Source organism: Xanthomonas sp. LMG 12462, from assembly GCF_009192885.1.
In the GTDB taxonomy this organism is placed as follows: domain Bacteria; phylum Pseudomonadota; class Gammaproteobacteria; order Xanthomonadales; family Xanthomonadaceae; genus Xanthomonas_A; species Xanthomonas_A sontii.
The window spans coordinates 23185-44888 of record NZ_NMPP01000009.1 but is presented as its reverse complement, the minus strand read 5'-3'; the positions used below and the strand labels follow the sequence as shown (position 1 = coordinate 44888).

The 21704-nt window shown below is 65.9% G+C and carries 19 protein-coding genes; 17 read left to right on the top strand and 2 right to left on the bottom strand.

Features of this window, described 5'->3' with window-relative positions:
- Window positions 1-7: 7 nt before the first annotated feature.
- From CEK69_RS03100 to CEK69_RS03035, 14 genes are all read left to right on the top strand, one after another.
- Entirely contained in the window at window positions 8-466 is a 459-nt protein-coding gene (locus tag CEK69_RS03100; protein WP_148829093.1) for a TIGR03750 family conjugal transfer protein, read from the top strand.
- Entirely contained in the window at window positions 463-1164 is a 702-nt protein-coding gene (locus CEK69_RS03095; protein ID WP_148829092.1) for a PFL_4703 family integrating conjugative element protein, read from the top strand. Before CEK69_RS03100 ends, CEK69_RS03095 begins: the two co-directional genes overlap by 4 nt.
- Window positions 1161-2156: a TIGR03749 family integrating conjugative element protein gene (locus CEK69_RS03090; protein ID WP_152243757.1), complete on the top strand. Its 996-nt coding sequence runs from the start codon at window positions 1161-1163 to the stop codon at window positions 2154-2156. Before CEK69_RS03095 ends, CEK69_RS03090 begins: the two co-directional genes overlap by 4 nt.
- Window positions 2146-3618: a TIGR03752 family integrating conjugative element protein gene (locus CEK69_RS03085; RefSeq protein ID WP_148829090.1), complete on the top strand. Its 1473-nt coding sequence runs from the start codon at window positions 2146-2148 to the stop codon at window positions 3616-3618. The genes CEK69_RS03090 and CEK69_RS03085 overlap by 11 nt, the downstream gene beginning before the upstream one ends.
- Complete coding sequence (locus CEK69_RS03080; protein ID WP_148829089.1) at window positions 3599-4063, top strand: TIGR03751 family conjugal transfer lipoprotein; 465 nt, start codon at window positions 3599-3601, stop codon at window positions 4061-4063. The genes CEK69_RS03085 and CEK69_RS03080 overlap by 20 nt, the downstream gene beginning before the upstream one ends.
- Window positions 4064-4140: 77 nt before the next feature.
- Window positions 4141-6999 carry a conjugative transfer ATPase gene (locus tag CEK69_RS03075; RefSeq protein ID WP_152243800.1) on the top strand — a complete coding sequence of 953 codons (2859 nt, stop codon included), beginning with the start codon at window positions 4141-4143 and terminating at the stop codon, window positions 6997-6999.
- A gap of 15 nt (window positions 7000-7014) precedes the next feature.
- On the top strand, window positions 7015-7725 hold the full coding sequence (locus tag CEK69_RS03070) for a thioredoxin domain-containing protein (RefSeq protein ID WP_152243755.1): 711 nt from the start codon (window positions 7015-7017) through the stop codon (window positions 7723-7725).
- 393 nt (window positions 7726-8118) lie between these two features.
- Window positions 8119-8622 carry a DNA repair protein RadC gene (gene radC, locus CEK69_RS03065; RefSeq protein ID WP_152243753.1) on the top strand — a complete coding sequence of 168 codons (504 nt, stop codon included), beginning with the start codon at window positions 8119-8121 and terminating at the stop codon, window positions 8620-8622.
- A 185-nt stretch (window positions 8623-8807) separates the two neighbouring features.
- On the top strand, window positions 8808-9200 hold the full coding sequence (locus CEK69_RS03060) for a TIGR03757 family integrating conjugative element protein (RefSeq protein ID WP_152243751.1): 393 nt from the start codon (window positions 8808-8810) through the stop codon (window positions 9198-9200).
- Window positions 9200-10129 carry a TIGR03756 family integrating conjugative element protein gene (locus CEK69_RS03055; RefSeq protein WP_152243749.1) on the top strand — a complete coding sequence of 310 codons (930 nt, stop codon included), beginning with the start codon at window positions 9200-9202 and terminating at the stop codon, window positions 10127-10129. The genes CEK69_RS03060 and CEK69_RS03055 overlap by 1 nt, the downstream gene beginning before the upstream one ends.
- A gap of 80 nt (window positions 10130-10209) precedes the next feature.
- The gene (locus CEK69_RS03050) at window positions 10210-11550 is read left to right on the top strand and encodes an integrating conjugative element protein (protein WP_226975021.1); all 1341 of its coding nucleotides are present in this window, start codon (window positions 10210-10212) and stop codon (window positions 11548-11550) included.
- Entirely contained in the window at window positions 11547-12509 is a 963-nt protein-coding gene (locus CEK69_RS03045; protein ID WP_152243747.1) for a phosphoadenosine phosphosulfate reductase family protein, read from the top strand. Before CEK69_RS03050 ends, CEK69_RS03045 begins: the two co-directional genes overlap by 4 nt.
- Before the next feature lie 65 nt (window positions 12510-12574).
- A complete protein-coding gene (locus CEK69_RS03040; protein WP_226975016.1) occupies window positions 12575-12847 on the top strand; it encodes a hypothetical protein in 273 nt (90 codons plus the stop codon).
- A gap of 285 nt (window positions 12848-13132) precedes the next feature.
- Window positions 13133-13381 carry a hypothetical protein gene (locus CEK69_RS03035; protein ID WP_148829082.1) on the top strand — a complete coding sequence of 83 codons (249 nt, stop codon included), beginning with the start codon at window positions 13133-13135 and terminating at the stop codon, window positions 13379-13381.
- 332 nt (window positions 13382-13713) lie between these two features.
- Here CEK69_RS03035 and CEK69_RS03030 read toward each other — a convergent pair whose 3' ends face one another.
- Together CEK69_RS03030 and CEK69_RS03025 are read right to left on the bottom strand one after the other, a co-directional pair.
- Entirely contained in the window at window positions 13714-14349 is a 636-nt protein-coding gene (locus tag CEK69_RS03030; RefSeq protein ID WP_148829081.1) for a DUF4124 domain-containing protein, read from the bottom strand.
- Between the two features lie 190 nt (window positions 14350-14539).
- The gene (locus CEK69_RS03025) at window positions 14540-15154 is read right to left on the bottom strand and encodes a hypothetical protein (protein ID WP_225851647.1); all 615 of its coding nucleotides are present in this window, start codon (window positions 15152-15154) and stop codon (window positions 14540-14542) included.
- A gap of 576 nt (window positions 15155-15730) precedes the next feature.
- Between CEK69_RS03025 and CEK69_RS03020 the strand changes: the two genes are divergently transcribed.
- The 3 genes from CEK69_RS03020 to CEK69_RS03010 are packed head-to-tail and all read left to right on the top strand — an operon-like array spanning window position 15731 to window position 21606.
- On the top strand, window positions 15731-18898 hold the full coding sequence (locus CEK69_RS03020) for a type VI secretion system Vgr family protein (protein ID WP_193313872.1): 3168 nt from the start codon (window positions 15731-15733) through the stop codon (window positions 18896-18898).
- Complete coding sequence (locus tag CEK69_RS03015) at window positions 18895-20529, top strand: hypothetical protein (protein WP_152243741.1); 1635 nt, start codon at window positions 18895-18897, stop codon at window positions 20527-20529. Before CEK69_RS03020 ends, CEK69_RS03015 begins: the two co-directional genes overlap by 4 nt.
- Window positions 20530-20556: 27 nt before the next feature.
- Entirely contained in the window at window positions 20557-21606 is a 1050-nt protein-coding gene (locus CEK69_RS03010; RefSeq protein WP_152243739.1) for a PoNe immunity protein domain-containing protein, read from the top strand.
- The last annotated feature ends 98 nt before the right edge of the window (window positions 21607-21704 follow it).

The following is a 21704-nucleotide window of genomic DNA, read 5'->3' as shown; positions in this document are numbered from 1 at the left end:
CGTGCCCATGGCCCCCCAGGACACGACACGCGACGGGCTCGTCGCCTTCCTCCCTCACCGGCTCAACCGCCAGCCCGTGGTGGTGCGCGGCCTCACCGCCGACGAACTCTGGGTCTGCGCCGGCGCATCCGCCGCCGCCGGACTGGCTGTGGGGCTGCCGCTGGCGTGGATCACGCGCAGCATCGCAATGGTGCCCACCATGATCGTGGCGGGCATTGCCGCGGGCGTCTTCATCGGAGGCGGCATCCTGCGGCGCGCGAAACGCGGCCGGCCCGACACATGGTTGTACCGCCAGATGCAGTGGCGGCTGGCCCTGCGCCATCCGCTGTGGGCCGCACGCCTCGGCGGCCAGGGGCTGGTCACGCGCTCGGGCTGCTGGACCACGCGCCGCACTGCGCCCGTTCGCCGCCCGCGTGGCCACCGTGGCTTCCATCCACGCCACCTGCATCCCCGGGGCCGGCCATGAGCCGCTTCCGCAACGAGGTGGCGCACCTGCAGGCGCACGTGAGCACCCTGCGCCGGGTGGGCGCGGCGCTGTTCGCACTGGCGGTGCTGCTGGGCATCGGCTGGGCAAATGCGCCGCGCCACCTGACCATCCACGTGCCCCCCGATCTGCGCTCGGGCAGCACCCGCAAGTGGTGGGACGTGCCGCCCGAGAACGTGTACGCCTTCGGCTACTACATCTTCCAGCAGCTCAACCGCTGGCCGACGAATGGCGAGGAGGACTACCCCCGCAACCTGCGCGCCTTGTCAGCCTACCTCACCCCGTCCTGCCAAGCTCTGCTGCAGCAGGACTACGAGACACGCCGCACCAACGGCGAGTTGCGCCAGCGCGTGCGCGGCCTCTACGAAATCCCGGGCCGCAGCTACGGCGAAGACCCGACCACGCGCGTCAAGGTGCTGTCCGAGCGCGACTGGATCGTGACGCTCGACGTCGCCGCGGACGAGTACTACGCGGGAGAGCAGGTGAAGCGGGCGCTCGTGCGCTACCCGTTGAAGGTGGTCCGCCTCGATGTCGATCCCGAGCGGAACCCGTTCGGCCTGGCCCTCGACTGCTACAGCGGTGCTCCGCAGCGCATCACGCTGCCCGCCGCGGCGCCAGCGACCACCGCACCGGGCAACCCATCCGCGCCCGCCGCGCCCTTGCCTGGAGGCACGCCATGAACCGACCCATCCCCTTCGCCCTGCGCGCGCTCGCACTGGGCGCCATGCTTTGGCTGGGCGTCGCTCCCGCGGCCCAGGCACTACAGATCCTTCGCTGGGAACGCATGCCGCTGGCTGTGCCCCTGCGCGTCGGGGAAGAGCGCGTGGTCTTCATCGATCGGAACGTGCGCGTGGGCGTGCCCGCCACCATCGCCGATCGCCTGCGCGTGCAGAGCGCTGGCGGCGCGATCTACCTGCGGGCCAGCGAAGCGATCGAGCCGACCCGGTTGCAGTTGCAGGACGCCGACAGCGGCGCGCTGATCCTGATCGACATCGCGGCCGAAGCGCCGAAGGAAGGCCAGGCCACGCTGGAGCCCGTGCGGATTGTCGAAGGCGACACGCCGGCTAAGCGCTACGGCGCCCGCGACAGAACTCCGGACAGCGACGCAGGCGCCGATGAGCGCCCCGCCGACGTGCGGGCGTCCGGGTCCGCCGAATCGGGAACCCATGCGCGCCACGAGACGCCGGTCGCAGTGGTGCTCACCCGCTATGCCGCGCAGAGCCTCTATGCCCCCTTGCGCACGGTGGAACCAGCCATAGGCGTGTCGCAGGCGAACTTGCGCCGCGGCCTGAACCTGGACGCGCTCGCGCCGTCGCTGCCCGTGCGCGCGCAGGCCCTGGCCGCGTGGCGCATGGAAGACCAGTGGGTGACTGCGGTACGCCTGACCAACACCTCGCCGCGCTGGGTGGACCTCGATCCCCGCATGCTGATCGGCGACTTCGTCGCCGCGACCTTCCAGCACCCGGGCCTGGGGCCGGCCGGCGACGCCACCGATACCACGGTGCTCTACCTCGTCACGCGCGGACGCGGGCTGGGCGACGCGCTGCTGCCGCGCATCAGCCGCATCGACGCCGCGCAAAACCTCCCACCGCCGGCCCTCGACGCCGCCGTGGCTCCAGCTGCCACGCCGGCCGCTCCACACCAGCCTTCGGGAGCCGCCCATGAAAAGTAACGGTCTGCTCAAGTGGCTGATGATCCCGGTGGTCGCGCTGCTGGTCTTCCTCGGCATCCATCTGACCTCCTCGCGACCGGACAAGTCCGCAGAAGGTGGCACCGCGCAGCTCACGCCCGAGGAAATGAAGGCCCTGGGCATCGACGGTGACACCCCGCGCGACACCGTGGCCACCCTGGTCGCGCAGGTCAAGCAACTGCGCGGCGAACTGCAGACCGCCGTCGGCGAGAACAGGAACCAGCGCGCGGAAAACGAGCGCCTGCGCCAGCGCGACAACTCGATTGACCAGCGCATCCAGGCCGCGATCGACGGTGAGCGCAACCGCCAGCACCAGGAGAACGAACAGGTCGCTGGCGACAAGCAGCAGACCCAGAGCATGCTGCAGGACCTGCAGCACAAGCTGGACCAGTTGGGCGCCAAGGGCGGCTCCGCCGACCTGCCTGTCGGGCTGGGGCTGGAGGAAGGCGACGGCAAGGGCTTCGGCGCCGCTGGCGCATCGGGCGTGCGGTGGGTGGAACCCGACGACGCGCGGCCCGATGCGGGCAAGACCGCACCCGGCGGCCCGGGCAAGGCCGATCGCTTTCCGATGCGCTTTGGCCCCGCCGATGGCGGTGCGGGCGGCGGCTCCGCATCCGCCACGCCGGCCGGCACCTCGCCCGCCACCGAGGCCAAGCCCGCCAAGCCCGTCTACACCCTGCCCACGAACGCCACCCTGATGGGTTCCGTCGCGATGACGGCCCTCATCGGGCGTGTGCCGATCGACGGCACGGTCAACGACCCCTATCCCTTCAAAGTCCTCATCGGCCCCGACAACCTGACGGCCAACGGCATCGATCTGCCGGAGGTGGCGGGCGCCGTGGTGAGCGGCACCGCCTCGGGCGACTGGACGCTCTCGTGCGTGCGCGGCCAGATCCGCTCGGTCACCTTCGTGTTCCGCGACGGCACGATCCGCACGATCCCGGACGACAAGGCCCAGGGCGGCGCGGGCAGCAGCCGCGGCGGCTCGGGCAACGGCAACGCCGCGGATGGCCAGGGCTCCATCCTGGGCGGCCTCGGCTGGATCAGCGACCCACACGGCATCCCCTGTGTCAGCGGCGAGCGGCGCAGCAACGCGCAGCAATATCTCGGATCGCAGGCCCTCATCACCGCGGCTGGCGCCGGCGCCGCATCGCTCATCAAGAGCGACAGCGGCAGCGTGGCGGTGGTCAGCAACGGCAACGGCTCGCTGGGCACCGTGGGCATCTCCGGCAACGAGGCCATGGGCCGCATCCTCGCTGGCGGCGTGCAGGAGATGTCCCAGTGGGTGAACAAGCTCTACGGGCAGGCCTTCGCCGCGGTGTACGTGCCACCCGGCGCCCAGGTCGCCGTCCACCTCGAACAACCCGTGCAGATCGACTACGAAGCCCAGGGCCGCAAGGTCCGCCACACCACCGGAGGAACCCATGCGAACGACCTGGACTGAGCGTCGCGGGGCGCTGCGCAGCCTGCTTGCCACCATCGCCCTGCTGCTGTCTGGCTGCGCGACGCACAAAGACGACCTGCTGTCGCATGGCGATCGCACGATGCGCGACATCTGGGACCAGGAGACCGCCGGCGCCAGCGTGCCCGGTGCGCAGGTCGGCGGCGCGGCGGCACGCCAACTGATGGACGCGCGCCAGGTCCTGCGCCGCCCCCTGACGGCAGCCGACGTCCAGGCCATCCCCGCCGACAACGCGGCCTACACCCGGACGGCGCAGAACGAGATCTACCGCCAGTTCCGCCGGCTGCCCAACCCCGATCTGGTGATGTACGTCTTCCCCCACCTCGCCGGCACCGATCCCGTTCCCGTGCCGGGCTACAGCACGGTGTTCCCGCTGTACCAGCGCGTGCAATACGCGATGCCCGGCGAACGCGTGGAGGATTACTGATGCCGCGGCGGCCGCGCTGGCGCTGGTCCGAGCGCGCCGCGGGCGCGCTGCATCGACTGCGCAGCGGTGTCGCAGCGATGGGTTCGGTCGCCGCGGACCACCCCGCCGCGGACCCGCCGGATGCCTGGGACGAACACGTCGCCCGGCTCGCGGAGAACGGCATTCCGGCGCCCGGCACGCACGCGCGCCCGCCGGGCCGGCCGCGCGCCACCGAAGACGACGAGCGCGCCCTCTACGGCGTATCGCCCTCCTTCGTGGACATGCTGCCCTGGGCCGAGTACCTGCCCGAGTCGCGCAGCATGCTGCTGGATGACGGGGTGTCCGTCGCGGCATTCTTTGAACTCGTGCCCATCGGCACGGAAGGCCGCGAGATGGCGTGGCTGTGGCAGGCGCGCGATGCGCTGGAGAATGCGCTGCAGGATGCCTTCGACGAACTGGACGATCACCCATGGGTGGTGCAGCTCTACGCCCAGGACGAGGCCAGTTGGGAACGCTACCTGCGCGGCCTGGACGCCTACGTGCAGCCGCGGGCGCGCGACACCGCGTTCACCGCCTTCTACCAGCGCTTCTTCGCCCACCACCTGCGCGCCATCGCCAAGCCCGGCGGCCTGTTCGAGGACACGGCCGTGACGCGCCTGCCCTGGCGCGGCCAGGCCCGGAGGGTACGCATGGTGGTCTACCGGCGCCTCGGCGACGCCTCCGGCCAGCGCCGCGGCCTGTCGCCCGAGCAGGCGCTGACGACCATCTGCGACCGGTTGCAGGGCGGCTTGGCTAATGCCGGTGTGAAAGCGGAACGTCTGGGCGCAGCGGACATCCACGCATGGCTGCTGCGCTGGTTCAACCCGCAGCCGCATCTGCTCGGCGATACCGCGCTCGACAGGGAACGCTTCTACGACCTGACGCGCTATCCCGAAGAAGCCGAGGAAGGCGACATCGAACTTGCGAGCGGCACCGACTTCGCCCAGCGGCTGTTTTTCGGCCCGCCGCGCTCCGACGTGGACAACGGCATCTGGTGGTTCGACGGCATGCCCCACCGCGCGGTGGTGATGGACCGTCTGCGCAACGCGCCGGGCACGGGTCACCTCACGGGCGAAACGCGCAAGGGAGACGCGATCAACGCGCTCTTCGATCAGCTACCCGAGGACACGGTGATGTGCCTCACCCTGGTCGCCACGCCACAGGACGTACTCGAATCCCATCTCAACCACCTCGCGCGCAAGGCCGTGGGCGAGACGCTGGCGTCCGAGCAGACCCGCCGCGACGTGCAGGAGGCACGCGGACTGATCGGCAGCGCGCACAAGCTCTACCGCGGCGCACTCGCCTTCTACCTGCGCGGACAGGATCTCGCCCAGCTGGATGAGCGCGGCGTGCAGCTCGCCAACGTGATGCTGGGCGCCGGCCTACAGCCGGTGCGCGAGGACGACGAGGTCGCCCCCCTCAACACTTACCTGCGCTGGCTGCCGTGCGTCTTCGACCCCGCCAAGGACACGCGGCAGTGGTACACGCAGCTCATGTTCGTGCAGCACGCGGCCAACCTCGCGCCGGTCTGGGGGCGCAGCCGCGGCACGGGCCACCCCGGCATCACGCTATTCAACCGGGGCGGCGACACCATCACCTTCGACCCGCTCAACCGGCTGGACCGGCAGATGAACGCCCATCTGTTCCTGTTCGGACCCACTGGATCGGGCAAGAGCGCCACCCTCAACAACCTGCTCAACCAGGTGACGGCGATGTACCGCCCTCGCCTCTTCATCGTCGAGGCCGGCAACTCCTTCGGGCTGTTCGGCGACTTCGCCGCCCGCCTCGGCCTCACGGTGAACCGCGTGCGGCTCGCCCCGGGCGCGGGCGTCAGCCTCGCTCCCTTCGCCGATGCGCGGCGCCTGGTGGACACACCCAGCCAGGTCCGCACGCTCGACGCCGACGCGCTCGATGAAGCGCCGGATGCGGGCGGCTCCGCGTCCGACGGGGACGAGCAACGCGACGTGCTCGGCGAACTCGAGATCACCGCCCGCCTCATGATTACCGGCGGCGAAGACAAGGAAGAGGCGCGCATGACGCGCGCCGACCGCAGCCTGATCCGGCAATGCATCCTCGATGCCGCCCGCCGATGCACGGCCGCAGGCAGTACCGTGCTGACGCGGGACGTGCGCGACGCGCTGCAGGAACGGGCCGGCGACGCCAACCTGCCGGACATGCGCCGTGCCCGGCTGCTGGAGATGGCGGACGCCATGGATATGTTCTGCCAGGGCACGGACGGTGAGATGTTCGACCGTGCCGGCACGCCCTGGCCCGAGGCCGACATCACCATCGTGGACCTCGCCACCTATGCGCGCGAGGGCTACAACGCGCAGCTCTCGGTGGCGTACATCTCGCTCATCAACACCGTCAACAACATCGCGGAGCGCGACCAGTTCCTCGGCCGGCCCATCATCAACGTCACCGACGAGGGCCACATCATCACGAAGAATCCTCTGCTCGCGCCCTACATCGTCAAGATCACCAAGATGTGGCGAAAGCTCGGCGCCTGGTTCTGGCTGGCGACTCAGAATCTCGACGATTTGCCAAAGGCCGCCGAGCCCATGCTCAACATGATCGAATGGTGGATCTGCCTCTCCATGCCGCCCGACGAAGTGGAGAAGATCGCCCGCTTCCGCGAACTCAACCCTGCGCAGAAGGCCCTGATGCTGTCGGCGCGCAAGGAGGCAGGAAAGTTCACCGAGGGCGTCATCCTCTCCAAGTCCATGGAACTCCTCTTTCGGGCCGTACCGCCCAGCTTGTACCTCGCCATGGCCATGACCGAACCCGAAGAGAAAGCCGAACGCTTCGCGCTGATGCAGCAGCAAGGCATCCACGAGCTCGACGCCGCCATCCTGGTCGCCGAGCGCATCGATCGCGCACGCGGCATCGAGCCGCTGCCGCACCACGCCCTGGGCTGAATATGGAGCCCCCCCATGCGACCCACCATCACCCGACTCCTGCGCTGGCGCACGGCGCTTTCCAACATCGAGTGGCCGATCGCCGCAGCGGCTGTTCTGCTGACCGCTGCGCTCGCGATCGCGATCTGGCCGGATGCGCCGCAGGTAGCGTCCTCAGAAGCTCAGCCAGCCCAACCGGCGCCGCCCCTGCCCCCAGGGCCGCCCTGGACGCTCGGCCGATCGGATGCGCGCTTCACCATCACCATCTATGCCGACCTGGAATGCCCGTACTGCCGGGACTACGTTCCCCAGCTTGTGCGCTGGGTCGGAGCGACGCACGACGTCAACCTGCAGTGGCATCACCTCCCGCTCCAGGCGCATGAGCCGGCGGCCAGCCAGGAGGCCCGGCTCGCCGAATGCGCCGGCAACGAACGCGGCCATGCAGGCTTCTGGCACACGGTGGACTGGATCTACGCACACACGCGCGCCGAAGGCCGCGGCGTGTCGGAAAGCACTCGCTATCCCGACATGACGCCTCAGATGCAGGCGTGCGTGGAAGGCGAAAAGTCGGAAGCCACCGTCATACAACAATCGCTGCAAGCGTCCGGCACTGGAATCAGCGGAACGCCGACACTGCAGCTACGGGACCGCGCCAGCGGCAATGAAATGCGCCTCAGCGGGGCGGTGCCGGCTGATGCGCTGATGTCCGCTCTGGACATGCTGACATCGCACGACGCACGACATTGACCACGGATCTGGGTCAGCCACTCTGGCGACTCCACCCGTCCGGGACGGATGCCTGCCGCAGTGACGCTGAACAAGTCCCCACGATCCGGCGCGCTCTGTTCGTGCAGAGCACCTCAAAAGGGACCACTTCCCAGCCCAGATTCCGGCTGGGCTTCCGTGCTCCGAATGCCCAGTATTGATCGCAGGTAGTGGAGGACGACATCCTCCCTTCCCAGGCAGCCGTGATCTTCAAGGCTGCGGCGCGCATGCGCCGATCGCACCAGTCCGCCCCGCATCCGAACCGCGGACGAACAGCGCGCAATCGCTGACTGATGCCCATCATCGTCAACCCACGGGGCCTTCACTCCCCAGTGGGCGTGCGGCTCCTCTTCGTATGAAAGCCGGAGGCTCCAAATGCCGCAACTTGCCACGTCCGAGGTGCTGCAACCCAGCACCACACCCTGCCCTACTCTCACCGCCCAGGAAACCCGCTTGGTCCACCGCGCGCTCCATGTGCTGGAGCGACGCATGTTCCAACGGGAGGCGCCAATTCCAAGTCCCAGAGCGCTTTACGACTACCTGCGGCTGAAGCTTGCCGGTGAGCGCCACGAGGTCTTCGGCGTTGTCTTCCTTGACAGCCAACATCGAGCCATCACCTTCGACGCCCTGTTCCAAGGAACGATCAACCAGGCCGCGGTCTACCCACGCGTCATCGTCAAGCGAGCGATGGATCTGAACGCCTGCGCAGTCATCCTCGTGCATAACCACCCGTCGGGCGTTTCCCAGAGCAGCGATGCTGATCGGGCTCTCACAGAGCGCATCTGCGCTTCGCTGGGCTTGATCGATGTCCGCGTACTAGACCACGTGATCGTCGGCTCGGGCACGCCCTTCTCCTTTGCCGAAGCCGGCCTGCTGTGATCCCAAGACGCCCCAGCCATGGGGCGTCCTCTTTTCGCCGAACAACACGGCAGCGGGGGTTGCCCATTTTCCCTGGCCGCGCTTGGGCACCTGCGTTCGACTTGGAACCCCGTGAACACATCCAGGGTCCCCACGTGCACGTCCACCGTCTCTCCACGCGCCCGAGCCTCGTCCTAATCGCGAGGGTGACAGCCGGCTTCACCGTCACCGCTTCCGCCGCGGCCTTCGCCGATGACGTAAGAGTCTTCACCGACAAGGCCCACCCGGTCACAGCCGTGCCCGGTGCGACCATCATCGAACTGGATGCGCCTGCCCGCCTGGTTTCGGACCTGAGCGCGGGCTTGCCGCGGGATCCGCAGCGTGCGGAAGCCATGATGCGCCAGCGTCTGGCGAGTCCAGGCTTCGCCGAAAGGCAGAAGAAGCTGGGTTTGGCCTACCAGGGGGTGGCAGACGCGTATTCGCTCGGTGTCGCCAAGCTGCCCGCCGTCGTGGTAGACGGGCGTTACGTCGTGTATGGCGACGCCGACACACGCCGCGCCCTGGGCCGCATCGCGGCGTACCGGAGGACCGGGCAGTGATGCGCTCGAAGAAGCTGCGCGCCGCGACCTTCGGCGTCCTGTTCGCCGCCACGGTGCCCTCGTATGCACTGGATACCGCGACCATCGTGGCGTCGGCCTTTTCGCCCGACTGCTTCGCGTATCGGGTCTCCGGCATCTGCTACTGGCTGTACTGCACCTGGAGCGGCTGCACGGTGCGCACCTCGGTGAAGGTGCGGCACTACGTTCCCGATGCGGTCGTCTCCAGCTACAGCAACACGGGGGCGAACCCCTGGGTCGAAGTCCGCGCGATGAGCGTACCCAATCCCACGGCGCAGGCCGGAGGCGCCGGAACCACCAACCAGAACCACGAGAACAATCTCGCCAAGTTCAAGAACGCCGACGTGATCGGACACCCGGCCGGCGAAGCGTTCTCCGCGTTCGCCAGCGCTTCCGGCTACACTTGCGAGGGCGCAGGCACGCCCTTCATGCCTTACCTGCTGAGCACCTTCGACACGATGGCATGGCGCTACAACGTGCCCGAGCTCGCGTACCCAGAATCGCTCACGCCCGGCATCCGCGAGATCGGATCTCGGCTGTCGGCGGACCTGTGGGGCAACGTCTATCCGCGCGGTGGCTTCCTGCACCAGACCGACGACCACTTCAGTGGCGCCGTGGTGGCACAGCGCGCTGGCGACATCGTGACACGCACCGGCCAGCCGCACGTTTACCAGCCTCTCCTTGCAAGCCCGAGCGCCGGCTATTGGCCCGCCGGCCCGCTGGTCGAAAGCAATGCTGATTCCGGCAAATGGCAGGAGCTGACGCCCACTCTCTCCAGCCAATGCGCGGTCTTCCCCAACCGCGGCCCTCACGTGCAAGCCCAACTGGGCGACTACGCCTGGGCGCTCTGGCGCCCGTACAGCTGCTGCCAGCGGCGTGGCCAGGTCTTCCTCGGCAGCACCGATTTCTGAGATTTCTGACGGAGAACCCCGTGGACGACATGGCATCCCCCCGCACTGCTCCCCGCGCAGGCCCGCGCAGCCTGATCGCCATGGCCGCACTCGTCGCCCTCTGCAGCACGTCCGGTGCGCAGACCCGGATCGACGAGGACGGCATCCGCGCCAGCGGCAACGTGATCGGCAGCGACGTGCTCTACAGCATCGGCGGCGGCCGCGCGGTCTCGATGAGCCCTGCCGGGAACATGCAGAGCATCGGCGTCGGCATGGGCTGGAACAGCAACCTGATCTGCGGCGACATGAGCATCACCACCACGCTGCAGAACCAGTTGAACGGCATCAGCAACGGCTTTCAGTCGATCATGAGCAACGTGATCCAGTCCGCGACGAGTGCGGTCGCCTCGCTGCCGGCGCTCATCATCCAGCGCGCCGATCCCGGGCTCTACAACCTGCTGACGAACGGCATCCTGCAAGCCCGGCTGGACTTCGACCGCTCCAAGATGACATGCCGCGCGATCGCGAGCCGCATGGCCGACATGGCGGGCGGGCAGACCGGCTGGGACCAGTTGGCCGAAGGCATGGCCCTCAAGCAGGCGGTCTCCAGCACGGACGCGGTATCGGCCATCGAGCGCGCGGAGGCAAATAAGGGCAACAACGGCGTGCCCTGGGTCGGCGGAGTCAGCGCGGGCGGCTCGGGCCAGTCCTCGATCAAGATCGTCGGGGACGTCACGCGTGCGGGCTACAACCTGTTGAACGGGCGCGGGGCCACCGACACGTCTTCCATCTCGGCGAACGAGTGCAACGGACGCCTGTCGTGCCAGACGTGGAGTTCGCCGCAGGCGGCGGCCACGTGGGCAACGAGGGTGCTGGGCGAGCGGGAGCAACGAACCTGCGAGACCTGTACCAAGACCTCGACCACACCCGGCGTAGGCCTGACGCCGCTAATCCAGGAAGAGTACGAGGCCAAGCTCAAGGCATTGCAGGAACTCGTGTCCGGGGCCAAGCCGACCACCGCGGCAAACCTGGACGCCGCAGGCAGTGCCTCGCTGCCGCTCACGCGGGGCGTAATCGAAGCGCTGCGCGACGAGCCCGACCAGGATCTGCTGGGCAAGCGCCTAGCGTCGGAGGTCGCGCTCGCCTCGGTGATGGAGAAGGCCCTTCTGCTGCAGCGCACGCTACTGACGGGCCGCAAGGAGCCCAACGTCGCGGCCAACGAACTCGCGACGAAGGCCGTGGACCAGGAGAGCGGCGCACTGGAACAGGAGATCCAGAACCTGAAGACCGAGCTCGAACTGCGCCGTGAACTCGCTGGCAACTCGCCGATGACGCTGATCCAGCGCTACAGCACCCGCGCCGCCGGCTCGCGCGGCATTTACCAGGGCGATCCAACCCGGGACCGAGTCCACGAGATTCAGAAGCCGCGGAGCACGCAATGAGCGCCAGCAATGGCGTCAGGCGCGTGCAGCACCTGGTCAACGTCTCTGGCGGCAAGGACTCCACCGCGACCTACTTGCTCGCCCTGGAGTCTGGACGGGACTTTCGTGCGGTCTTCGCCGACACCGGCAACGAGCACGAGCTCACCTACGAATTCGTGCAGCGGCTGCCAGAGCGCACGGGTGGCCCCGTGATCGAGTGGGTGAAGGCAGACTTCCGCGCGAGGATGGCGAAGCACAAGGCCTATGTGCTGGAGCGGTGGCCACAGATGGGCATCCCCGATGCGCTCGTGCGCGAGGCTGCGGAACTGCACGAGCCCACAGGCAACCCCTTCCTCGACCTCTGCATCACCAAAGGGCGCTTTCCGTCGAGAATGGCCCAGTTCTGCACCTCCGAGCTGAAGGAACTGCCGATCACCGAACAGGTGGTCCTCCCGATGCTCCGGCGCGGGCCCGTCATTCAGTGGCTCGGCATCCGAGCGGAGGAAAGCCGACATCGCGCCCTGCAGCCACGCCTCAACCGCCACGAATCCGGCTGCTACCTCTGGCGGCCGATCTTCGACTGGACGCTGCAGCAGGTCTGGAAAATGCACGCCGACCACGGGCTCACGCCCAACCCTCTCTACGCCATGGGCATGGGCCGCGTCGGCTGCATGCCCTGCATCCACACTCGGAAAGCCGAACTCAGGTCGATTGCTGAACGCTTCCCGGAACACGTCGATCGCATTGAGCGCTGGGAACGCGTCGTCGCAGCTGCGAACAAACGCCATGCCGCCACCTTCTTCCCGGTACGCAAGGACCCTACCGATGCCGACCGCCCCGGACAGTACTCGGGCATCCGGCGCGTGGTGCAGTGGTGTCGCACCGCGCGCGGCGGCCGCCAGTACGCGCTGTTCTTCGATGACCAGCCCGGCGGTGGCTGTTCCTCCGACCTGGCGCTGTGCGAAAGGAACAGCCTGTGACCAGGCCTGCAGAGCGCCGAGGCGCGAAGTCGGTCGTGAGATCCCTGGGTCGCGCATCGATCTGGGTGGGCCTTCTGATCGGCGTGGCGGTCGCGATAAACGTGCTCGGGATTCGGGCCGTCGGTGGCGCCGATGCCTGGGAGCGATGGATCAAGGCGCACGCGGGCTACTTCATGGTTTGGCGGATCCTTCTGTACGCACTGGCCATCTTGCTGTGGCGGCGCCTTCGCGTTCGACTGCGCCAAGCTGGCACCAGCGTCGAAGAACTTGCGCGCATTCGCCGCGTTGAGATCGCAGGAGTGCTGGCTGTTCTTCTCCTCGAAGTGAGCAACCTGTGACCAGCCAGGAATACGGAGCTAGGCGCCACCGTGTTTCTAGTAGCTTCGCAGCTACGAATGCGTTCGACTTAGGGAATACACGCACTAGGAGCTTCACGTGCCGGTTCGTCGTCGCCCTCTCCCCCCTATCGCACGCCACTTCCAGGAAGCACTTCCCGGTCACCCAGTGCTTTCGGGCGCAACTACGCTTATCGATGCACGCGATGCCCGAGGTGAGAACACCAATCCCCCACTTGCCGCGCGTCACGCGGTCGCGGACCCTGCGCGGCATGGAGAGTTCCGGCGATGATCGGCAACCAGCGCACCGGCCGACTTCCCGGCGTCGTGATGCACGCGACCTCGCATGAGGGCTTGGTGGTGGACGTGGATGGAAAACGCGCCCGCCTGGCCATCATTGATGCCGATGGAAAGGTCATTGCGGCAGGCGCTGAGGTGGCTAGTGAAGCCGAAGCCGTGGCGCTCAACAACTACCGCAACATGCTCCAGGGCAAGGGCTTTCTCCGCACTTACGGCAAACCCATTAACAAAGCATGAAAGAACCGTGGTCGCGTTCGCAGTTTGCTCAGGGACGAGCGAGCGAAGTGGAGACAAGCAGTCAAGAACTCGGGTGCGCGATCGATTGATCCGCAGACATGTGGCCCTTGTATAGAAGGGAAGATGCGCGTCGTCTCCAAACCTTTACTCATCTTGAGTGCCAGCCCAGGAGGAATTTCGCACAGCGGGTTCGGACGATGCATTGCTGATTGAATGCGCCTCGGCAGGCGATTCGATGCATAGACAACGAGAACCCGTCTCCCACGGGTGCCGGCGATCTCTGTTTACGACGATCAGAGGCGAGCGACCTACGCGATGTGGACCGGCTTGGATTACTGACAAATCCATGTGCCCCCAGAGCGATTACATGAACGCCCAGTCGGGCCAACAATGGTGTCAGGCCCGGATTTTTTATAGATTGCCCCCGTCTCGTCGTAGCAGAAGCCGGCATCGCAACGGGTAATCGGGGAGACGGGAGCAGCAATCACCTTTGGCGGCTCCTGCATCAGAGGCGTCGTGGTGCCACAGCTTGCATTGACTTGCACGATTGCGGCATTGGTACGGATACGCCGCTCATCCAGTGACAGAGTACGAATGCTCGACACGAAGTCGAGTTCCTTCTGGGCAGCCCGACAGGCGGGTGTATCGGCCGCAGCTGCTTGCGCCCTGCCTTGCGTGCTCACTGCCGTGGTTGAACGCTGACGGTCCTGAAATGCCTGTGCCTCGCGCTCTGCAGCTCGGTCTTGGTACTTTCGTTGGTTGGCTTGTGCCGCTTGATCGCGCTCTCCGGCGATTTCATCTTGGCTTCGCTGGCGCTCCAACAACTCTCCAGGTTGGTTCGCCGGACAGGGCAGATCAGAGTAAGTCGTTTTTCCGGATTTTTCAGCGCAGCGGTAAACCTGGGCTTGGACTGAAAATACAGAGAGTGCAATGCCGGCAGTAAAAATTAGCGGTTTGAGGAGCTTCATAGATGGATCTAACACGTCATGGGCCATGCAAGTGCAACGTCTCAACAAGCGCCGAGGTTGTCCGCAGAGCGCGCGCTATCTCTATGCTTGAAGACAGTAACAATTTCTCGGGTGACGCGCCCTAGCCTCTTTGCTGCAGTCCGTAGGAGGGAGCCAGACGGAGGCTCCCTCACAACCCTTGCGAAATCAACTACGGCATGTATCTGATCGTCAGCAAAGAATTCGGGGATATGCACCCCGGGCGCTGCCCCACGATGACCCAGCCGGACGGGATCGGTGCAACATTGCATACCTCCAGGATGCCGTACTCCGGGCGAGCCTCTTGGATCTGCCAGTACTGATAGCCGGGCAATCCGCAGCCTTGCCCGACCTGCTTCACGATCCATCCTGTGGGTACGCTGGAAGCCGGGACGTTGCACATCGAGCGCGGCGTGGAGTTGGGAGCCACGTAATCGGCCTGATATCTCGCCACGCCGGAGGTACAACTGCCCTGAATGGCAGTAACCACCCAGTTGGTAGGTACTGCGGTCATGGCGCACATGTACATGGACGGCCGAAGAACAGGATCTACTTTGCGTATTTCATAGAGCCCAAAGCCCGTGCCACACCCCGGCCGAATCGATGTGACAACCCAACCATTGGGGATTGGCACATTCGCGCAGATTTCCATCCAGTCGGGACCCGATTGCGACCTTTCAATCGCATCGGGACCTTGGTACCCATTGCCGTGCTGGTCAGTCGCAGAAGCGATGCAGGGGGCAATGGCCAACAATGCTGACATCACGACCGTAACCACGCTTTTCATGAAGCTCTCCTTTGTTGTCGAAGGGATCTGGCTAGCCCAACGTGCCCCTCGTTGAGGGACAAGCGGCACGCGCTTACAGCGAGAGCGCGCATTAGGTCCAGACGAACGCAGGTAGCGCATCCCCCTTCGCGTCCGGAGACAGCGGTCGAATATTAGGATTGCATCTCAATTAGAGTTCAAAGCCCTCCAAAAGCGAAAGTTACGATCCCGCTTGAATTTGTTGGAGAAACGCAAAGCGCTTCTATCATTTCGCACCGGACAGCCGAGTGTCTCAGCCGCGACTATGCGCACTCCCCTACGTGGCGGTCGCCGTGGCTGACTGCTGACGGTCGGGTAATACCTCTGCCTCGCGCTCTGCAATACATCCTGATAGGTGCGTTGGCGAGCCTGTGCAGCCTGATCGCGCTCTGGCGATTTCATCCGGGCTTCGCTTGCGCTTCAGCTCTCTCCAGGCCGGTCTGCCGGGGCGCGACAGATCGCCATGTAACGAAAGCTCACACCTTCGAGTGCCGCATTTCAATAGCAAGATGTCCGACGCAAACCTCCCTTGCATAATCGGCATGAGCTCTGCGCCGTTTGAACGAACGCATGCTCCTCATTCAAAGCGTGTCCATCTACACACCCACCAGCATCGCAGGTCCCCAACATCGAACTGATTGCTGTCACAACCTGAGTTCCATGCCAAGCAGCCCGAACCAGCTCCCCTGGGGGCCCAGCAGCCTCACCGCCGCCCTGCCCAGCCAGCACGCCCGGCTGCTCCAGATCCACGGGCACAGCGACCAGCTCTCCGCCTCAGCGCAACTGCTCGTCGAGCGCATGAGCGGCCAGGAGGCCCTCAACGCCCTCTTCGCCTTCGACATCGACACACTGTGCACCGATGCGGGCTTCGACCCCAGCATCCTCATCGGCCAGGAACTCACCCTGCGCCTTCTGTGCGCCGATGGCCGCTACCGCGCCTGGCACGGCATGCTCGCGGGCTGCGATGCGCTGGGCGGCGATGGCGGCCTGGCCCGCCACCGGCTCTATCTGCGCCCCTGGCTGGCCGCCCTGGCGCTGCGCCGCGACAGCCATGTCTGGGGCGCGCAGACCCTGCCGGACATCCTGGCCGATCTCTTCGCCGACTATGCCCAGGCCCACTACGCCATCGAGGCGCGCCGCGACTGGAAGCCCTACCCCACGCGCGTGCAGTATCACGAGAGCGACCTGGACTTCGTGCTGCGCCTGCTGGCTGAAGAAGGCCTGAGCTTTCGGTTCGAGCATCAGCAGGAGGAAGGTGAAGCGTCCGGCGCAGGGCCCAGCGCCATGTCCGGCCAGGGCGGCAGCGGTCCCGACGGCCGACCCACCCCTTCGCGCCACAAGCTGGTGGTCTTCGATGCCGAGACGGAGCTGCCCACCTACCCGCCAGGCGCCATTCGGTTTCACCGCATCGATGCGACGGAGAGCGGCGACAGCATCGACCGCCTGCAGGCCGCACGGCGCAGCGTGCCCCATATCGCATCCGTCTCGTCCTGGGACCATGCCCGTCTGCATGCGCCGGCGGCCCAGGCCCGCTCCGCGCTGCAGCTGGGGCAGCTGCCGCCGCTGGAGCAGCACCTGCCCTTCAGCGCCCAGCGCCACGCCGACGGCGATGCGGCCCAGCGGCATGCCGAGCATTGGCTGCACCACTGGGAGGCCCAGGCCAAGCGCTGGAAGGGCGCAGGCAGCGTGCGCGATCTGGCGCCGGGCCAGCATTTCCGCCTCAGCGGCCATGACCGCTATGGGCAGGAGGCCCGCAGCAGGCAGCACGGCGATGGCTATGGCTATGGCTATGGCGATCACGGGGAGGATGACGGCGGCAACGGCGATCTGCAATTGCGCGCCTGCGCTCTCTGGCACCAGGCGGCCAACAACCTCGGCGCCCAGATCGCGCAGCTGCTGCAGCGCCCGGAGATCGAGGCAGGTAGCTACCGCAACCGCTTCGAGGCCCTCGATGCCCAGGCCGCCATCGTGCCCCGCCCCCGCGCCAAGCCCAGCGCCCCCGAGGCCTTGCTGGCCCTGGTCGTGGGCAGCGACGACGAGGCCGGTGGCGACAACCGCCATGCCGTGCATACCCAGCGCGATCATCGCGTGCAGGTGCGCATGTACTGGCAGCAGCATGGGCAGGCTCCCGCTGCCGAAGGGGCGCCGGGCCATGCCGCCCCGGCGGCAACCCCCTCGCGCCGCGCCAGCCGCACGCCCAGCGTCTGGCTGCGCGTGGCCACGCCCCTGGCCGGCCCCAACTGGGGCGCCAGCGTCCTGCCCCGCGTGGGCACCGAGGTGCTGCTGAGCTTCATCGATGGCGATATCGACCGCCCGGTGGTCAGCCACCAGCTGCATTCCGCCCAGGATCTGCCGCCCTGGAGCGCCGGCGAGAATGCGCCGGCCAACCACCCCGGCGTCATCGCCGGCTGGCATGCGGCCAGCCTGGACGGCAGCGGCTTCAACCAGTGGCTGACCGACGATGCGCCGGGCCAGCTGCGCACCCGCCTGGCCTCTTCCCAGGCGGCCAGCCAGTTGAACCTGGGCCATCTGATCGACCAGGTGCCCACCAGCAGCACGCGCGGCGCCTGGCGTGGCAGCGGCGCCGAGCTGCGCAGCGATGCCTGGAGCGTGGTGCGTGCGGGCGAGGGCCTGCTCATCTCATCGAGCGCCCAGCCGAAGGCCCAGGGGGCCATCCACGATGCCACCGCCGCGGCCGGCCAGTTCCAGGCGGCCCATGACACGGCCCAGCGCATCAGCGATGCGGTGGCGGCCTCCGAAGGCCTGCCTCTGGCGGCCACGCAGGATCTGCAGGGCTTCATCGACGATATCGATCCGGGCAAGAAGGGCCAGTTGCCCGCAACCCTCAATGGGCAGGAGGCGCGCATCGCGGCACCGGGAAGCCGCCAGGGTAGTGGCCAGGGCGGCCAGCCGGTGCCCGCCTTCGCCCGCGCAGCGATGGTGTTCGATGCGGCGAACAGCCTCAACGCCGCCACGCCCGCCAGCGCCGTGCTCTATGGCGGGCAGGCCCTGCACTGGACCAGCCAGCAGGACTGGCATGCAGCGGCCGGGCGCATCGTGGCGCTGGCGGCAGGCGCCAGCGCCGGGCTCTACGCCCAGCAAGGGGGCCTGAAGGCCATCGCCCAGGCCGGGCCGATCTCCCTGCAGGCCCACCAGGGGCCGCTGGCCTGGACGGCCCAGGACGGCATCACCGTCACCAGCAGCGGCGAGGATGTGCAGGTGCTGGCCCAGGGGCGCATCGAGCTGCAGGCCGGGCAGACCTCCATCGTGCTGGAGGGCACGGACATCACGCTGACCATGCCGGGGTTGCTGGATATCAAGGGCGCGGGCAAGACGTTCGTGGGGCCGGGCAGCAGTCCTGCCACGTTGCCGGCTTTGCCTGTGGGCACGCTAGGTGATGCACCACGAGAACTTGAGCTGCACTACACCTACGACGACCTCAGTCCCGTATCCGAGGCGACCTACAAGGTCACATTCAGCAGCGGCGAGGTGCTTGAAGGCACCCTGGACGCCGATGGCTACAAGCTGCTCAAGGGGGTGCCCGCCACCAGCTACGTGGTCGAGTACGGAGAAGATGCCCGCGCCTGGAAGGCGCCACCTCTGGCCAAGGAGGAGGCTGAATTCCAAAAACCTGCCGTGCAGCAGCAAGGCGCTGAATGGATTGAAAACGCATTGAAGACCGAGCCGCCCCTGGATGGAGGCTCAGGGGCAGGAGGCAACCCATGAGCGGTAAGCGCGGGCAGATAGAGAGTTTTTTCCGGACGCTGCTGCTGGGCGATTTCGAGGAAGACCAGAATTTCGCCGCCCAGATCGTGGGCGGCTTGATCTCGATGATTCCTGTGCTCGACCAGGTCATGGATGCACGAGACATCACGGGTACGCTGTTTCGCATCAACCAGCGCGGGGGCTTCAACAAAGCCGGGACCGATGAACTCGTCAATCTGGGATTCGCGGCATTCGGGGCCATTCCGGAAGTGGGCAGCGCCTTCAAGACGGTGTTCAAGCCGCTTTGGCGGGAACGCCGCGCCGCCAAGGGCGCCGTCCACAGCGGCTTGCAGGCCGTGGAAGGCTTGCTGGGGCTGGGCAAAGGCGGAGCCATCCGATGGGTGCGCCAGGAGTTGCTGGGCAAATGGGGTCCCAGGACGCAGGCCGCCATCTCGCAAGTCGATGCGGCGATGGGGGCGTGCATCGAACTGATGGAATTCATGGCGACCGCCAGCGGCTGGAAAGATTGGCTTATTCCCGACTCCGTGCAGCAACTGGCACGTGACCTGCTGCCGGGCATGAGAAAGCTGCGCACGCAGATCAAGGCGCCGCTGGAGCGGGCCAGCAAGGAGATCCGGGAATTCCTCGAAGACCTGCTGGGCGAGCAGGCAGCCGCCGTGGTCATGGCCGTGGGCCAACGCGCGGCCATGGCCTCGGCCACACCCGGCACGCGGACGCGCACCGGGCACAACGCGGCGGACATCCAGCCCCGAGGCCATATCCCCGCCCGCCAGCCGGCGAAAAAAGTCGGCGGCCGCGCAGAAGCCGATGCCCGCAAAGGCGGCGGCCCCCTCCACGCTGCCGTGCAGATCACGCGCAAGGCCTACCAGAACATCGCCATGCGGCAAAAGGGACTGATCGGCGAGCACATGGCCGACTACCACGAACTCAAGCGGCTGGGCGGCCACTGGCCGCACGACAACGCCAAAGGCCATTGGTCACCCGAGCACGTCAAAAAGCTCAATGTGGACAAGCGTCCGGTCAACCTCAGCGAGGCCGACCTGCCCAAAGTCACAGAAACAGGCATCGACGCGGTCTGGCAGCATGGCCAGAGCTACACCGTGACGGAGGCCAAGATGCGGGAAAGCGCGGGGGCAGTCTATGGTTTTGGGAGATCTTTTGCTCGCAGTGGAAAGGGATTGCAGGTTTCGGGATTGAACCCGAGCCAGGAACTGCTGCATTACCTCCTCAGTGACAGCAGCGATAAGCGGGGTGCGGAATATCGGATGGTGCAGATGTCCAAAGAGTGGGTGGCTGACCGGGCTGCAGGAGAAAAAATGGACCGACCCGTCACAAAGATCCTAAAAAGCCATGGAGCGAATCGGCGAGTAGTATTTGTCACGCTCGAATCCGACGGCGCCCTCGATCACATTCAAGCTCTGGCCGATTCTTACCTACCGGACAAGACCGGATCAGAGAATCACCCCCACACCGCTCACGGAATTACCCGAGAGTGGGGAGCCTCAGATATTGATGCAGTAGTAAAGGCACGCGACCGCGCCCGCTGGGAACATGCCCAAACAAATAAAAATGACAATCAAAAACCTGAAGCCAAGAAAACCAGATCACCCCCACCGAGAAAAAACAAATAACCCAACCCAACCAGATGGATTAATAACATGAATGCAGAAGAATTTCGCAAAAACCGCAGGCAAAAATTCTTAGACATCCAGTATTACAACCTCAACATAAAGGATCTATCTGAAGGACTGGAACTCCAGGCTCAAGCAATAAAACGCCTCAGGAATCAAAACGATTTTGAGCCTGTTGGCCAGGGAAGTATTTTCAAAGAAAACCTCAATCTCTTCAAACTGCATTACACTGCAGGTCGCCCCATTAATGAAATTCGCCCGCTCTACGCGACCATCATCCAATCCTTTGGCGAATGGCATACTGCATATAACGAATACATCAGAATATTAGCCATCGAATCCGGCAAAGACCTTCTCGACAACGGGACCCCACTGGAATTCGAGTATTTTTACCATTTCCAGCTTGCACTGGATGTTGTGAGCCTGGGCGTCTTGCTAGGTGATGGCGATGCCCTAAGAAAGGTTGCGAAATGGACTCAAAGCTATCGTCACACCGATTTGCTCTATGAATTTCTGATTGACCCCGCGCTGCCTGACTCCAGTGAAACCGGGGAATACTTCCACACCAAGCCATACGATCCACTGATCGACGCGCTTTATCTGGACGAAGAACCGATTGAGGCAAGCAAGAAGATCAAAGAGTACCTGGACGGCTGGTACAAGAGCTTCGAGGGTGCCCCTTGGCATGACGGTCATCTAAAGGGCGTCGAGGGGCAGTACATGCCCTACTACGGCTACTGGTCCTTCGAGGCCGCCGCCATCTGCGTCATCAACGGCATCGACGACAGCAGTTTCCGTGACCACATCCTCTATCCCAAGGATCTAGCGGATTGGGCACGCGCCAACGACTCGATTGCACGCCTCAAGCCTGGCGCCTCGGCCCTCGGGCTCCAAGGCAGCGCGGGTCGTGTGCCCGGCGGCCAGCCCTGCCCCCAAGCCGGCTGGTGGCACACCCCAGCCAAAACCGGCAGCCGCCGCTACTTCAAGGCAGGCGAGGTCATGCCCATCATCGAAGGCAGTGCCTACGGAGAAACCTTCTGGCTCTGGGACACCAATCAAGAAGCGCCCAAGCTCTGAGCGACCTGCCGCGGAAAGCCCTGAAACAAGAGCCGCTTTCATGGAACTGAACCTCCATGACGAATGGCTGATGCCAGTCGCCGGGGTGCCCTCCCGGT

Excerpts from the sequence above, each read along its gene's own strand:
- CEK69_RS03070 (WP_152243755.1), top strand. The coding sequence starts at position 7,015 with ATGCGACCCACCATCACCCGACTCCTGCGCTGGCGCACGGCGCTTTCC.
- CEK69_RS03025 (WP_225851647.1), bottom strand. The coding sequence starts at position 15,154 with ATGAAAAGCGTGGTTACGGTCGTGATGTCAGCATTGTTGGCCATTGCC.
- radC (WP_152243753.1), top strand. The coding sequence starts at position 8,119 with ATGCCGCAACTTGCCACGTCCGAGGTGCTGCAACCCAGCACCACACCC.
- CEK69_RS03010 (WP_152243739.1), top strand. The coding sequence starts at position 20,557 with ATGAATGCAGAAGAATTTCGCAAAAACCGCAGGCAAAAATTCTTAGAC.
- CEK69_RS03050 (WP_226975021.1), top strand. The coding sequence starts at position 10,210 with ATGGCCGCACTCGTCGCCCTCTGCAGCACGTCCGGTGCGCAGACCCGG.
- CEK69_RS03080 (WP_148829089.1), top strand. The coding sequence starts at position 3,599 with ATGCGAACGACCTGGACTGAGCGTCGCGGGGCGCTGCGCAGCCTGCTT.
- CEK69_RS03075 (WP_152243800.1), top strand. The coding sequence starts at position 4,141 with ATGGGTTCGGTCGCCGCGGACCACCCCGCCGCGGACCCGCCGGATGCC.
- CEK69_RS03100 (WP_148829093.1), top strand. The coding sequence starts at position 8 with ATGGCCCCCCAGGACACGACACGCGACGGGCTCGTCGCCTTCCTCCCT.
- CEK69_RS03095 (WP_148829092.1), top strand. The coding sequence starts at position 463 with ATGAGCCGCTTCCGCAACGAGGTGGCGCACCTGCAGGCGCACGTGAGC.
- CEK69_RS03085 (WP_148829090.1), top strand. The coding sequence starts at position 2,146 with ATGAAAAGTAACGGTCTGCTCAAGTGGCTGATGATCCCGGTGGTCGCG.
- CEK69_RS03090 (WP_152243757.1), top strand. The coding sequence starts at position 1,161 with ATGAACCGACCCATCCCCTTCGCCCTGCGCGCGCTCGCACTGGGCGCC.
- CEK69_RS03035 (WP_148829082.1), top strand. The coding sequence starts at position 13,133 with ATGATCGGCAACCAGCGCACCGGCCGACTTCCCGGCGTCGTGATGCAC.
- CEK69_RS03055 (WP_152243749.1), top strand. The coding sequence starts at position 9,200 with ATGCGCTCGAAGAAGCTGCGCGCCGCGACCTTCGGCGTCCTGTTCGCC.
- CEK69_RS03030 (WP_148829081.1), bottom strand. The coding sequence starts at position 14,349 with ATGAAGCTCCTCAAACCGCTAATTTTTACTGCCGGCATTGCACTCTCT.
- CEK69_RS03045 (WP_152243747.1), top strand. The coding sequence starts at position 11,547 with ATGAGCGCCAGCAATGGCGTCAGGCGCGTGCAGCACCTGGTCAACGTC.
- CEK69_RS03015 (WP_152243741.1), top strand. The coding sequence starts at position 18,895 with ATGAGCGGTAAGCGCGGGCAGATAGAGAGTTTTTTCCGGACGCTGCTG.